Source organism: Pseudomonas sp. Pseusp11, assembly GCF_047304405.1.
Classification (GTDB): domain Bacteria; phylum Pseudomonadota; class Gammaproteobacteria; order Pseudomonadales; family Pseudomonadaceae; genus Aquipseudomonas.
Genome location: NZ_JBGLZF010000006.1, coordinates 55,284 through 67,986, shown reverse-complemented (window position 1 = coordinate 67,986; position 12,703 = coordinate 55,284). Strand labels below are relative to the sequence as shown.

General features: G+C 55.6%; 13 protein-coding genes and 1 pseudogene. 6 read left to right on the top strand and 8 right to left on the bottom strand.

Annotated features, from left to right (window positions below):
- Positions 1-97: 97 nt before the first annotated feature.
- Positions 98-454, top strand: coding sequence for a VOC family protein (locus ACCC96_RS06865; protein ID WP_413695289.1), 357 nt, complete (start codon positions 98-100; stop codon positions 452-454).
- 181 nt (positions 455-635) lie between these two features.
- Positions 636-1,343, top strand: coding sequence for a tRNA (adenine(22)-N(1))-methyltransferase TrmK (locus tag ACCC96_RS06860; RefSeq protein WP_026345748.1), 708 nt, complete (start codon positions 636-638; stop codon positions 1,341-1,343).
- Between the two features lie 45 nt (positions 1,344-1,388).
- Here the strand turns inward: ACCC96_RS06860 and tssI are convergent, their stop codons facing one another.
- Together tssI and ACCC96_RS06850 are read right to left on the bottom strand one after the other, a co-directional pair.
- Positions 1,389-2,684 (bottom strand): type VI secretion system tip protein TssI/VgrG, encoded by a 1,296-nt coding sequence (gene tssI / locus ACCC96_RS06855; protein ID WP_019648568.1) that lies wholly within the window; start codon positions 2,682-2,684, stop codon positions 1,389-1,391.
- Positions 2,685-2,929: 245 nt separating this feature from the next.
- A complete protein-coding gene (locus ACCC96_RS06850) occupies positions 2,930-4,033 on the bottom strand; it encodes a polyamine ABC transporter substrate-binding protein (RefSeq protein ID WP_019648569.1) in 1,104 nt (367 codons plus the stop codon).
- Between the two features lie 138 nt (positions 4,034-4,171).
- Here ACCC96_RS06850 and ACCC96_RS06845 point away from each other — a divergent pair, with 138 nt between their 5' ends.
- On the top strand, positions 4,172-4,963 hold the full coding sequence (locus ACCC96_RS06845; RefSeq protein ID WP_019648570.1) for a helix-turn-helix transcriptional regulator: 792 nt from the start codon (positions 4,172-4,174) through the stop codon (positions 4,961-4,963).
- A 123-nt stretch (positions 4,964-5,086) separates the two neighbouring features.
- Here the strand turns inward: ACCC96_RS06845 and argC are convergent, their stop codons facing one another.
- A complete protein-coding gene (gene argC / locus ACCC96_RS06840) occupies positions 5,087-6,016 on the bottom strand; it encodes an N-acetyl-gamma-glutamyl-phosphate reductase (RefSeq protein ID WP_413695288.1) in 930 nt (309 codons plus the stop codon).
- A 114-nt stretch (positions 6,017-6,130) separates the two neighbouring features.
- Between argC and ACCC96_RS06835 the strand changes: the two genes are divergently transcribed.
- Together ACCC96_RS06835 and ACCC96_RS06830 are read left to right on the top strand one after the other, a co-directional pair.
- The gene (locus tag ACCC96_RS06835) at positions 6,131-7,015 is read left to right on the top strand and encodes a LysR family transcriptional regulator (protein ID WP_111455132.1); all 885 of its coding nucleotides are present in this window, start codon (positions 6,131-6,133) and stop codon (positions 7,013-7,015) included.
- Between the two features lie 129 nt (positions 7,016-7,144).
- Positions 7,145-7,462, top strand: a complete 318-nt coding sequence (locus ACCC96_RS06830; RefSeq protein WP_413695287.1) for a hypothetical protein — start codon at positions 7,145-7,147, stop codon at positions 7,460-7,462.
- A 121-nt stretch (positions 7,463-7,583) separates the two neighbouring features.
- Here ACCC96_RS06830 and ACCC96_RS06825 read toward each other — a convergent pair.
- The 3 genes and pseudogenes from ACCC96_RS06825 to ACCC96_RS06815 form a co-directional block, all read right to left on the bottom strand.
- Positions 7,584-7,673 (bottom strand): annotated as a pseudogene (locus ACCC96_RS06825) (twitching motility protein PilT); the annotation flags it as partial.
- Between the two features lie 16 nt (positions 7,674-7,689).
- Positions 7,690-8,304 (bottom strand): LysE family translocator, encoded by a 615-nt coding sequence (locus ACCC96_RS06820; RefSeq protein WP_258669074.1) that lies wholly within the window; start codon positions 8,302-8,304, stop codon positions 7,690-7,692.
- 97 nt (positions 8,305-8,401) lie between these two features.
- Positions 8,402-9,262 carry a LysR family transcriptional regulator gene (locus tag ACCC96_RS06815; protein WP_086944921.1) on the bottom strand — a complete coding sequence of 287 codons (861 nt, stop codon included), beginning with the start codon at positions 9,260-9,262 and terminating at the stop codon, positions 8,402-8,404.
- Between the two features lie 193 nt (positions 9,263-9,455).
- Here ACCC96_RS06815 and ACCC96_RS06810 point away from each other — a divergent pair, with 193 nt between their 5' ends.
- Positions 9,456-10,982 carry an MFS transporter gene (locus tag ACCC96_RS06810; protein WP_413695369.1) on the top strand — a complete coding sequence of 509 codons (1,527 nt, stop codon included), beginning with the start codon at positions 9,456-9,458 and terminating at the stop codon, positions 10,980-10,982.
- Between the two features lie 88 nt (positions 10,983-11,070).
- On the opposite strand, the gene ACCC96_RS06805 is transcribed toward ACCC96_RS06810, so the two are convergent.
- Both ACCC96_RS06805 and ACCC96_RS06800 read right to left on the bottom strand, forming a co-directional pair.
- Complete coding sequence (locus ACCC96_RS06805) at positions 11,071-11,811, bottom strand: Mut7-C RNAse domain-containing protein (protein ID WP_413695286.1); 741 nt, start codon at positions 11,809-11,811, stop codon at positions 11,071-11,073.
- Between the two features lie 116 nt (positions 11,812-11,927).
- Positions 11,928-12,692: an ABC transporter ATP-binding protein gene (locus tag ACCC96_RS06800; RefSeq protein WP_018925636.1), complete on the bottom strand. Its 765-nt coding sequence runs from the start codon at positions 12,690-12,692 to the stop codon at positions 11,928-11,930.
- Between the last annotated feature and the right edge of the window lie 11 nt (positions 12,693-12,703).

Genomic DNA, 12,703 nt, shown 5'->3' with positions numbered 1-12,703 from the left:
CGTGCCAGCGTTAAAGTCTGCATTTCGCCGAAGGGGGCTGCTCCTTGCCGACAGCTGCAATATCATTGTTCCTTTGAAATCAGCCAAGGAGGCATCCATGAGTGTGCGTGGTAAAGACCGGCAGATCGACAATATTGAATTTAATGTTGACGACATTGCCCGCAGCAAAGCTTTCTACGGCAGTGCGTTCGGCTGGACATTCATCGACTACGGCCCAACCTATACGGAATTCAGTGATGGTCGCCTTACCGGTGGCTTCACTACGGGAGAGCCGGTTCGACCTGGTGGCCCTTTGATCATTTTGTATTCGGATGATCTCGATGAGGCGCAGCAACGCCTCAAAGCCTTGGGCGCTGTTATCACCCGCGAAATATTCTCGTTCCCTGGTGGAAGCAGATTCCACTTCATTGATCCGGATGGCTATGAACTGGCCGTTTGGACATCTCGGCAGTAGGTCTCAGGTCGGCCCAAAGCGGTCCATTACCAGGGTTCGCTTTGGGCCGATACTCAAGCGGTAGGTGCGGGTCGAGCCATGACCCTGGTCGCATAAATTTGAAATGCACAGCGTTGCTCGCCAGAATCGCGGGCCGATCTGGTCAAAGGTGCCGGACGCTCGTGGTGAAAAGGGGCAGCAGTTGAACCAACAGACATTGTCCATGCGCCTGGAGCGCGTGGCGGCACATGTGCCAGCAGGTGCGCGCCTGGCCGATATCGGCTCGGATCACGGCTACCTGCCGGTGGCGTTGATGCGCCGTGGTGCCATCGTGGCGGCGGTGGCCGGAGAGCTGGCATTGACGCCATTTCGCTCGGCCGAACGCACCGTGCGCGAGAACGACCTGGACCAGTGGATCACCGTGCGCCTGGCCAATGGCCTGACGGCAATCGAGCCGGGAGACGGGATCACGGCAATCAGCATCTGCGGCATGGGCGGCGAGACGATCCGCGACATTCTCGACAGCGGCAAGGCACGTCTGAGCGGCCAGGAGCGGCTGATCCTTCAACCCAACGGCGGCGAGCAGCCACTGCGCCAATGGCTGATGGAAAATGGTTACTGCATCCTCTGCGAGGAAGTGCTGCGGGAAAACCGCTTCGACTACGAAATCATCGTCGCCGAGCGCACCGGGCCGGTGATGTACACCGCCGAGGAGCTGTATTTCGGTCCGCTGCAGATGCAGGCACGCAGCCCGGCATTCCTGATCAAGTGGCAGCGCCTGTTGCGCGAGAAGCAGCGGACCCTGAGCAACTTCGCCAAGGCGCGGCAGGCCGTGCCCGAGGAGAAGGTGCAGGACGTCGCCCGGCAGGCCCGGTGGATCACCGACCTGCTGGCTTGTGCCCTTGACTAAGTAATTATTTCAACCTGACTGTTGCTGCCCTTATAGGGTTTGCGGTCAGCGGCAGCACAGGCAACCGCTGATCAGCGGTTGGTCGGGGTCGTTTTCGAGAAATGTAACCATGACTTCCATACCCGTTCGGGGGGGCGTCATTTCACAACTCCAATTGGAGGTCGCCCTCAGCCAACAACAACTCTTGTCGTCAAATCTACCTTCGCGGTCCCAGGGGAACTTGACCTTGACCCTTCCGAGGCGCCTATCACCCTGGATCTCCTCGTCTTCCAGAGCGATGACCACTGCGGTGTGGTTGCTTGGTGCCTGAGGTTTCTTGTGAGCCAAAGGCGGACGATAGGACACCTCCCACGGAAGAACGATAAAGCGGTTGCGGTAACCCTGATGAAAGTCATCCTCGTTGTCTGTGCTGCCACTGGCGACGTTCTCGCTCAATACCTGTGGTTGCTTGCCTTCGTGGATGACCTGAGTCAGTAACCATAGGTCGTTCCATTCCTGGCGCGGGTGGCCAGAGATCTTCAGAACATGGCCACTGACTAACCGGGTCTGGTCACCTTGCCCTTCAGCTTGACGATAAGCCGCGTGGCGACGCTCCATAGCACGCAGACTTATCTGCTTGCCGTGCTCATGGCTTGTGAAAGGCTTCAGCTTGTTATCGTTCTCCATGCCTGGCTGTTGCTCGTTTCTCCCCAGGCGTAGGTTGAAGCGCTTGATCAGTGGCTCGTTGGCCACTCTATCGCTCTCTTGTCCATAAGCAGTGGGTTGCCTAATCCTGGGAAAAGCTGCCTGATCATCGCCAAAGACCAGCACGTGGCCTTGAGCGCTGTGTTGGAAGTGGAAGTGGATACCTTCTTCTTCGCACAAGCGCTGAATAAAGTGCAAATCCGTTTCATCGTACTGGGTACAGTAGTCGCGCTCGGGGTAGGTCGACCCCAGATGAAACCGATAAGCCTCACCGACAATCCCGTGTTCTTCCAGTATCAAGGCGACGATTTTCGGCACCGAGAACTGTTGATAGATCCTCTGGTTGATGCGGTGGCGCAAGTAGGACAGGTGCGGTACGAGGGCCAGATTGTAGCGTGTCAAACGCTGATCCTTACCGCTTTGGGCGATGTGATAGACCCGTCCATGGATGCCGTTGCCCTTCGTGTCGAAGGTCAGAAAAGCCTCTACGTCGAAGAGGCTTTCGAGATCCAGGTCAGACCGCTCGCTAACAAGCTCAACGTTGAAGAGGTAAGGCCTGCTGATCGCCTCATCTCCGGTGAATGCGAGTACTTGAAAATCGTGCGCAAAACCGTCGATGGTCAAACTGAAAGGCGTCTGATTGGCTGGGCTGAACATCCACTGTTCTCTTCTTGCATAAGGTGTTGAATCGGCGCTGTCGCAGATGTCAATGTCAGGAAGCCGGGTAAGTCCAGCTCAGGGCAAGAGCCTATAACAGGCACTAATCCACTAATTTGGCGCCCCTGTATATCGGCGTTTGCGTCTTACTTTCCGGACATAATTAGCCTCAGCCTGCTGCTCACAGCATGTCCGCGTATAAAACAAAGACATGCATGGAGCAACAGGTGACAAATCAAGTCAGATCACACACCACTCTTCACTTTGGTCCAAATCCGTGTGCGGATTCGCTCCAGCTTCAATGGCAATGGCTCAAGTGGGATAAGTGTGGCAACAGTCTTTTTATCTGGATAAATCCAGGGGTTGTCTCGCAACTTCTGTTCGACAAACTCAGCGGCATCTTTATTAGCGTTAGGGTAGAGAGTGTGGTTTGAGGTCTTGGCAATAATTTCTGGTCGCAACATATAATTAATAAACGCCATACCTTCCTTTGGGTGGGGCGCGTCTTTTAGAAGAACCAGATTTTCCGACCAGACCAGCGCTCCTTCGCGAGGAAGGCTGTAGGTAATCTTGCGTCCAGTGTTGGTCTTCTCGTTTATGGCCTGCGCAGCAAGGGCACCATTAGCCCATCCCACGACTGCACAAATATTGCCGTCAGCCAAGTCAGCGTCAATTCGGGAGGAGTCGAAATAGAGGACGTAGGGACGGATTTTTAACAGTAGGGCTTGAGCTTTCTGATAATCATCCGGGTTCCTGCTGTTGCTGGGGAGCCCAAGGTAATGCAAAGCAATCGAAATGATCTCACTTGGAGAGTCAAGCATTGCCACACCACACGACTGGAGCTTGCTGATATTTTCTTCTTTGAAGATCAAATCCCAGCTATTCACCGGAGCATTATCACCCAATGCCGCTTTGACTTTGTCAACGTCATAGCCAATGCCGGTAGTGCCCCATAGATAGGGCACGGCGTAGCGATTACCAGGATCATTGACCGCGACCTGGGACAAAATATCAGGATCGATATGGGACAAATTACTCAGTTGATTACGATCCAGCGGCTGAAGTACTCCCGCCTGGATCAGGCTTGGCAACACATTGGAGGTGGCCACAACCACGTCATACCCCGTGCGCCCAGCCATTACCTTGCTCTGCATGATTTCGGCGCTGTCGAAAGCATCCATATGCACTCTGGTGCCGGTTGCCTGCTCAAACTCCTTTGGGGTTTCCGGTGCGAGAAGCCCGAACCAGTTGTACAGATGCACCCCAGGCTCTACAGCTCCCACTGATGTGCTCATCCCAGCACAGAGAAGCGAGGCCGAAAAAATGGTTCGCAAACGTGATTTTCTCATGCAACATCCTTGTCAAGACGATGTGCCCTCATGGCCATCGTAAGTCCTGGTAGCGAATATACCGGGCGTTACCAAATAGTAAATACCTACGAATACTTACCTCTGACCTACGAATCCCTAACCCAAAAGGGGTAGAAAATGCCGTTCGACCTTCATAGCCTGGCTTGGCACCGATCGATTGGGAAACTGATCATGCAGTTGAACCGTCCAGAATTCTGGAGTTCGCTTGTTCGTATATTAAACGAATACGTGCAAATCGATAATTGGGTTGTATTGATCTTTAGCAATCAACAAGTGCAAGTTGTTAGTCTTCCTGAGGTCGCAGATGTCGAAGAGGTGGACGCGTTCACTCACCGCTATGTGAAGGGGCTTTACCTGTTGGATCCATTTTATATAGCTAATCGAGAAAACCCCCAGAGCGGTTTCTTTCATTTGTTGGATATTGCACCGGAATACTTTCTTGAAACTGAGTATTATCATCAATATTTTGCACAATATATCTCTGTGGATGAGGCTCAGTACAATGTTCAGCTCGACGCCGATAGAACGTTATGCATTTCCGTTGGTAGCAAAGTCCGTTTTAGTCAAGAACAAATAACAATGCTTGATATTATCAAGCCGTGGGTGACTGCGTTAATGCATCAGCGCATGTGTTTTGAAATTGATGTAGAGAAAAATCTCGCTGAGCCACCTCTATGGCCAGAAACGATTACCCAGCTTGGCACGCAAATAACAGCGCGCGAAAGCGATGTGCTCAGATTGTTGCTCAGTGGCTTCTCTAATAAAGAGATAGCCGGAAAGCTTTCCCTCTCGGTGGAAACGATAAAGGTTCATCGCCGTAACATTTATGCAAAATTAAATATCAAGTCGCAGTCCGAGCTGTTTGCTCGATTTTTTATGCCAAAACAAGATGTTTTCTCTACAAGTTGAAGTCGGTGTTTTAGTCTGGGTATTACCGTTAAATGGGCTCACGGCTTCAGGTGCGAACCTGGCCTGACCTCTAATCCTGGCTCGGGATGAGGGCATCACGCTAATTCGCGCGGGTAATCGGAGTCATGTTCCTGCAAGCATCAAATCCAGATTCTGCACTGCTGCTCCAGCGGCTCCCTTCCCAAGATTGTCAAACACCGCAGCCAACAAAACCTGGCCCGTCTCATCATTCTCAAACACTGACAGTCGCAAATCATCAGTCCCGTTAAGTGCCTGAGGATCAAGGTACGTCAGCCCTTTAGCCTCCAGCATCGACATCACCTGTACATGGCTCGCATCGGCATAGTGCCGCATCAGACATGCATGCAACTGCACCGCACTCACACCTGGCGCCAACAACCGGGTTTGCAAGGGGATGGTTAGTACGATCCCCTGCCGAAAAGCGCCATAGGCCGGCACAAACATCGGCCGCTCTGTCAGACCGCTTTGCTGCTGAATCTCCGGAATATGTTTGTGTGCCAGCCCCAGCCCATAGACCTGAAACGCCGACGCCTGTGCTGCGCCTTCTCCCTCATGCTCTTCCACCCCGACACGTCCTTTCCCGGAATAACCCGACACGGCATGAATGTTCATCGGGTAATCCTTGGGCAGTAATCCGGCCTCCAGTAAAGGGCGCAGCAACCCTATCGCCCCCGTTGGATAGCAACCGGGATTGCTGACCCGTCGTGCGGCGGCGATGCGTTGGCTCTGCTGCGGATTCATCTCCGCGAAACCATAGGTCCAGTCTGGATGGGTACGGTGCGCCGAACTGGCATCGATCACCCGAACGCCGGGGTTTTCGATGGTTGCTACAGCGTCGCGCGCGGCTTGGTCGGGCAAGCAGAGAATCGCGATGTCGCAGTTATTGATGGCTTCGGCGCGACGTTGCGGATCCTTGCGATATTCGGGGCTGAGAGTGATAAGCCGCAGATCGCTGCGGTCGCGTAGGCGTTGATGGATTTGCAACCCGGTGGTGCCTTGGTCGCCATCGATGAATACAAGGGGACTTGCCATGGAATGCTCTCGGACGTTGGAAATCAGGAGTTCCAATCTTCAGTGAGGCGCTAAGATAGGAAAAGTTGAATTTATAAACGATGAAATTCAGTTTTTCTGAACGAGGAGTCACTCATGCGCGAAATCAGCCTGGACCGTCTGCGCACTTTGGTGGCGATTGCCGACCTGGGTTCATTTGCCGAGGCGGCCCGCGTGCTGCACTTGGCGCCACCCACGGTCAGTTTGCATATCGCCGACCTGGAAGCGCGCGTGGGCGGCAAGCTGTTGTCGCGCACGCGTGGGCGCGTTCAGCCTTCGGCGATTGGGAACACACTGGTGGAACGTGCGCGGCGTCTGTTGGCGGATGCGGAGCAGGCGCTTGAGGACGTGGAACGTCAGGTGCAGGGATTAGCCGGGCGTGTGCGGCTAGGCGCTTCCACGGGGGCCATCGCACAGTTGATGCCGCACGCTTTGGAGACGTTGAGCCAGCGTCATCCCGCTATCGATGTGCAGGTCGCGGTGCTCACGTCGCAGGAAACTTTGAAGAAGCTTGCCGAGGGCGCTTTGGAGATCGGTTTGGTCGCGCTGCCGCAGTCCCCGGTGAAGGGCTTGCGGATCGAGCCATGGCGACGGGACCCGGTCATGGCCTTCCTGCCGGCTCGCTGGGAATCCCCGGAGGTTGTGACCCCCGACTGGCTGTCCACTCAGCCATTGATTCTGAATGACAACACCACTCGTCTTTCGCGTTTGACTGCGGAGTGGTTCGCCAGTGGTGGGCCGCAGCCTGCGCCGCGTATTCAACTCAACTACAACGATGCGATCAAAAGCCTGGTGGCGGCTGGCTATGGTGCGACGTTGTTGCCGCATGAAGCCTCCACGCCATTGCCCGATACCAGGATCGTCATGCGGCCATTAAAGCCCTTATTGTGGCGGCAACTGGGTATTGCCCACCGTAGTCGAGACATCGAACGGCCTACGCAACATGTGCTGGATGTGCTGTGGGAATTGAGTGCGGGGTAGGGGATTTTGTCAGAGGAGGGACAGCTTCTGGCCGGTTCCGGCCTGTCTCGACCGCAATAAAACGGCAAAAAAGCAGATGCTTGATTATGAAGCAGTTAAATCCAAAATTTTTACTAAAAGAAAATGTACATGAAGAAGCTAAGTAATGATTTCAGTGGAGCACTCCGAACGTTTGCATACTTCATGGCAAGTGGAAGCCATTACATGCTTGAAAACGTTGAGTACCTCGACATTTATGGCTCTGAGCCGAGTGCAATTGAGATGGTTTTCGCGATATTCGCGAACGTGATAGAGATGGACAGTGAAGGCAACGTGCTCAATTTCACCTACGCCCAAAGGAGAGCGACTGACTACTTAAGGTCATACTGCGACCCATTTTTCAAAGTAACGCCACCTCTTGAAGACTGGGAAATTGAGCTCTATGGGCCGCCCTCACTCGGACGCTAAGAAATGGCGTTAGCTCGCAGACACGAGGAACCGGAAAGGGTCGAAAGTATCTAGCCGAATGGCTGCTTTTGGCCGTTATCTACCTGATGCAAAAGCCAGTTTTCCCTGACAACGCAGCCGGCTATCGGTCCTGCAGAGGTGCCAGCAGTGCCGCGCCAGTGCGAACCTCCCAGTAAATCCGTTGGCGGGCGTCGCAGCGCAGGAAGTGCGAATCAATCGTGGGATTGCTAAACCAACTGGCGGACCCCCAGAGACAAAATCAAACCGCCGCACAGTCGATCGATAGCTTTTTTCCTCCCTTGATACGCGGACGCAATCTTGGGTTGCGAAAGAGTGATTGCAACCATTCCATACCAGGTCATTGAAATCACCACGACAACTGCCAGCATCGACAAAAACGTGCCTGGTGAAACGTGGGCGGGGGCTGCTGCTGAAAAAACAGCGGCATAGAAGGCCATGGACTTGGGGTTGCCGATGTTGGTAACCACCCCCTGAATGAAGGACTGCCGGCAACTACCGGCGACGGAATCATTTAGCGGGCCAAGCGCATTCTTCCCCGCGTTGATCAGCAGTCGGAATCCGAACCACATCAGGTAGGCGGCGCCCAGAACTTTTACAACAAGCGCAGCCCAAGGGAGCGCAGCAAATACAACCCCGAGACCTGCAATTGCACAGGTGGACCAGAACAAATTGACCAGTACGATGCCTGCTACCAAGGCCAGAGCTTCTGACCGTGTAGCAGCTACCGCTTTATGGACCACTGCAACGAAATTTGGCCCAGGGATAACGACACCGGCCAAGTAGACCAAAAAGACCGTCAAAACGGCGGAACCATCAATCATGTGTTTCCTCGCGAGTCCTGTGGACGGTGTTCATTACGCAAATGAGTGTTCTAAGAGCAGGGCACTTACCTGAAATGCCAATGGTAGTCAGTTTGTTCTAGATCGATGGCAACTCAGACATCTCCACCAGCAGTTGTCCAAATGCATTGGCCGCGGGCGTCTTTCCCGTGACACTCCATATCAGTCTGAAATCAGCATCCAGCAGCGGTGGCAGGCCATGTTGGCCGTCAATGACCACCATGCCAGGCTCTAGATCGCCCAGCGGTAGAGCGGTGACGGCAAGTCCCGCCAATACCGCCGCTCTCAGTCCTTGTTGACTTGGAGAGGTAAAGGCGACCCGCCAATCTACGGTGGAACTCTCCAACGCATCTACGGCCACCTGGCGGTGCAAGCAGGGTGCTGGGGCAAACGCCAGTGGCAAAGGGGCATCGCCGGTAAATTCGAAATTCTGCGCAGCGGCCCAGACAAACCGGGTTTCGCGCAGCACGGTACCGCCGGCCTGGCTGCCCGGCAGTGCCATGACCACGGCCAGATCGAGCCCGTCGGCATCAACCAGTGCGCGCAGATCGAGGTAGGTGCCGACGGTTACATCCAGGCGTACGGCGGGAAATTGTCTGGCGAACCGAGTCAGTAACGGCGGCAGGCCGTCGCCGATAAAGTTTTCTGGCACACCGAAGCGCACGGCCCCGAATACCGACGACGCTTCGAAACGTCGGGAGAGGGCGTCTTGTGCTCTGAGGATTTGTTCGGCATGGCGCAGAAAATCTTCACCATCTTCCGTCAGTGTCAAACGTCGGGTAGTGCGTACCAATAGCGTGGTACCGACCTGTTCTTCCAAACGCCGGATCTGATGACTGATCGCTGACTGGCTCAAATGCAGCCGCTCTGCGGCACGAGTGAAACTACCGGTGTCCTTGATCGCGACAAAAGCACGCAACAGAGCTGGGTCGAAGTCCATTAAGTCAACTCATGACGAATATTAATAAAACCTACGAAATTAAATCATTTCTGTCATTTTTTAATTGCTTCCAGAATGCGGCCGGTCACTTGGACTTGTGCCGGGTGACGCTGGCGAGGCTATCGCGTCTCTACTCCTGACGGCGTTCAGAGCGGTCTTGCCAGTGCCCATCAACTTGATCTGGAAGATCACGATGCAGTTCTCTTCTTCGCAAAAGGATATTTTCACCATCGCCGCCGTGTGCCTGGCGTCGCTGATGTTCGGCTTGGAAATCTCGAGCGTGCCGGCAATCCTGCCGACTCTTGAATCGGTTCTGCACAGCGATTTCAAAGATATGCAGTGGATCATGAATGCCTACACCATCGCCTGCACCACGGTGCTGATGACCACCGGCACATTGGCGGATCGGTATGGGCGCAAGCGAGTGTTTGTCATCAGCCTGGTGCTTTTCGGCATTACCTCACTGGGCTGTGGATGGGCACAAAGCGCCAGTGTGTTGATCGCAAACCGTTTCCTGCAAGGTATGTCCGGTGGTGCCATGCTGATCTGTCAGGTGGCCGTGCTGTCTCACCGGTTCCAGTCGGGAGTTGCGCGCGGAAAAGCGTTCAGTGCCTGGGGAATCGTGTTCGGTATCGGTTTGGGGTTTGGCCCGATAATCGGCGCCGTTATCGTGGCGTTGTCGAGTTGGGAATGGGTGTTTCTGGTGCATGCGCCCATTGCCGTGCTCGCGCTGGTGCTGGTGATCGCCGGTGTCGATGAGTCACGTGATCCGCAGCGTCGCAGGCTGGATGTGTTGGGCATTATTTCGCTGTCACTGGCAGTGTTTGGCCTTTCCTGGTTCATCACCCAGGGCGCGGGGGAGGGTTTCTCCAGCGGTTCGGCCATCACTTGTCTGGTTGTGGCAATGCTCAGCTTTATCGTCTTTGTCGTTGCGCAGCGACGCTATGTCGATCCGATGTTCGACTTCTCGGTATTGCGCATCCGTCGCTTCTCGGGTGCCTTGCTAGGGTCGGCAGGCATGAACTTCAGCTTCTGGCCGTTCATGATTTACCTGCCGCTGTACTTTCAAAATAGCCTGGGCTACGCCAGTGTCGGCACCGGTCTGGCACTGCTGGCCTATACGCTGCCGACGCTGGTTGTTCCCCCGTTAGGTGAACGGCTGGCGCTGCGCTATCGACCTGACGTGGTGATTCCCGCAGGTTTGTTCACCATAGGATTGGGGTTCCTGCTGATGAAATGGGGCAGCAGTGTCGCGCACGCCAGCTGGCTGACGATGCTTCCAGGCTGTCTGATCGCCGGAATCGGACTGGGGCTGACCAATACACCTGTGACCAATACCACCACCGGATCGGTGCCCAGTGAACGTGCCGGCATGGCATCGGGCATCGATATCAGCGCTCGCATGATCAGCCTTGCAATCAATATCGCGCTGATGGGATTCATCTTGGTGGAAGGTATCCTGTCTTCCCTGCGCAACCAGTTGTCTGGCTCGCCCGATGATGGGCAACTGAGATGGCTGGCGGAGAATATTTCGGCCGGCAACTCTGCCGTGTTGGTGCCGACTGGCCAAGGGATCACGATTCCGGTCGATGTCGCCAACGCAGCTTTGGCGCATGGGTTTGGCTGGGTGATGCTGTATGGCGGTATTGCTGCATGGGTGCTGGTGGTGGCAAGTTACCTGGTCTTTCGTTCGAGCAAAGCCGTTCATTCTCACCGCTGACTGTCATTCGAAGGACTGCTTCTGGCCGTTATCCATCTGATGCAAAAGCCAGTTGTCCCTGACCATGCAACCGAGCCGATGCGCTCGACTATCGGTCCAGCAGAGGTGCCAACAGCGCACACATGCCGCGCCAGTGCGAACCCTCCCAGTAAATCCGTTGGCAGGTGTCGCAGCGCAGGAAGTGCGAATAGAGGACGCCAACGCGTGGCGGCACTTGCGGCCGGGCCAGTTCCGGGCTGATTTCGTGCAGCGGCAGGTTGCAATGGAGGCACAGGCTGAAGGGGCGCGCGCTACGCGCCAGGTCGAGGCGCTCGTACAATTCGCGCAGCTGCAGCGACGGTTTCAGGGCATGCACGTAACAGCCGTGGCTGATGATCCGCCGCTTGAGCAGTTCGCGGTCGCGGGTTAGCACGATGCGTCCTTGCTGCGCGGCGATTTCGGCGATCTCGGCATCGTCGAAGCCATTGTCGTAGAGGGTGTCGAAGCCGCTCATGCGCAGCAGACTGGCCAATCCGCCAAGGTGCGCATCAGCGACGAAGCGCAGCACCCGTAAAGGTTGCGTACGAACCTTGAGCAACGGACTGATGTCCAGCGCTTCGAACTTGGGATACACCGCCAACCGGTCACCGTCGAAGATCACCCGCTCGAAGCCCACCGACTCGCCGTTGAGCAGCACCATCTCTACTTCGGTGTGCGGTATCCCGAGCGCCTCGATCATGTGCTTGACCGTCGCCCCTCGCGCGCACTCGCAAGTGAAGGACTGCCGCCGTCGCTCGGCCGGCAGGAAATCGTTGAGCTCCTCGTAGAAGCGGAAAGTTGCACGGGTCATGCTGAACAGTATGGCAGGGCTGCAGGAAGAATGAGTCCAGCGGCTCAGGGAGGGGTGGACTATCCGGTTGAGCCAGCGCCTTCGAGCAACCCTGCGGTCGCTCGAAGGCGCTCCGGTTACTTCAGGTTGCCGCTGAGGAATTGCTGCAGGCGCTCGCTTTTGGGGTTGCCCAATACGTCCTCGGGCGCACCTTGCTCTTCGACCCGCCCCTGGTGCAGGAACAGCACCTGGTTCGACACTTTGCGCGCAAAGCTCATTTCGTGGGTCACCATGATCATGGTGCGGCCTTCTTCGGCCAGCCCCTGGATCACCTTGAGCACTTCGCCCACCAACTCCGGGTCCAGGGCCGACGTCGGCTCGTCGAACAGCATGATCTCCGGTTCCATGCTCAGGGCACGGGCAATGGCGACCCGTTGCTGCTGACCACCCGAGAGAAACGCCGGGTATTGATCTGCAACCCGTGCCGGCAAACCGACCTTGTCCAGGTAGCGCCGGGCGCGATCCTCTGCGTCCTTCTTGCTGACACCCAGCACCCGGCGTGGAGCCATGGTGATGTTTTCCAGCACCGTCATGTGGCTCCACAGGTTGAAGTGCTGGAACACCATTGCCAGGCGAGTGCGGATGCGTTGCAGTTCGTTGGCGTCGGCCACGCGCATGCCGTGGCGGTCATGGACCATTCGAATCGGCTGGTTGTCCAGACTCATGGCGCCGTCGTTGGGCGTTTCCAGGAAGTTGATGCAACGTAGAAAGGTGCTCTTGCCCGAACCACTGGCGCCAATCAGGCTGATCACATCGCCGGTCCTGGCGTTCAGCGAAACGCCCTTGAGGACTTCATGGTTGCCGTAACTTTTGTGCAGGTTTTCAACGGTCAGTTTGTACATGAACAAGCATC

Excerpts from the sequence above, each read along its gene's own strand:
- ACCC96_RS06810 (WP_413695369.1), top strand. The coding sequence starts at position 9,456 with ATGCAGTTCTCTTCTTCGCAAAAGGATATTTTCACCATCGCCGCCGTG.
- ACCC96_RS06820 (WP_258669074.1), bottom strand. The coding sequence starts at position 8,304 with ATGATTGATGGTTCCGCCGTTTTGACGGTCTTTTTGGTCTACTTGGCC.
- ACCC96_RS06815 (WP_086944921.1), bottom strand. The coding sequence starts at position 9,262 with ATGGACTTCGACCCAGCTCTGTTGCGTGCTTTTGTCGCGATCAAGGAC.
- ACCC96_RS06800 (WP_018925636.1), bottom strand. The coding sequence starts at position 12,692 with ATGTACAAACTGACCGTTGAAAACCTGCACAAAAGTTACGGCAACCAT.
- tssI (WP_019648568.1), bottom strand. The coding sequence starts at position 2,684 with ATGTTCAGCCCAGCCAATCAGACGCCTTTCAGTTTGACCATCGACGGT.
- ACCC96_RS06835 (WP_111455132.1), top strand. The coding sequence starts at position 6,131 with ATGCGCGAAATCAGCCTGGACCGTCTGCGCACTTTGGTGGCGATTGCC.
- argC (WP_413695288.1), bottom strand. The coding sequence starts at position 6,016 with ATGGCAAGTCCCCTTGTATTCATCGATGGCGACCAAGGCACCACCGGG.
- ACCC96_RS06850 (WP_019648569.1), bottom strand. The coding sequence starts at position 4,033 with ATGAGAAAATCACGTTTGCGAACCATTTTTTCGGCCTCGCTTCTCTGT.
- ACCC96_RS06845 (WP_019648570.1), top strand. The coding sequence starts at position 4,172 with ATGCCGTTCGACCTTCATAGCCTGGCTTGGCACCGATCGATTGGGAAA.
- ACCC96_RS06865 (WP_413695289.1), top strand. The coding sequence starts at position 98 with ATGAGTGTGCGTGGTAAAGACCGGCAGATCGACAATATTGAATTTAAT.
- ACCC96_RS06830 (WP_413695287.1), top strand. The coding sequence starts at position 7,145 with ATGAAGAAGCTAAGTAATGATTTCAGTGGAGCACTCCGAACGTTTGCA.
- ACCC96_RS06805 (WP_413695286.1), bottom strand. The coding sequence starts at position 11,811 with ATGACCCGTGCAACTTTCCGCTTCTACGAGGAGCTCAACGATTTCCTG.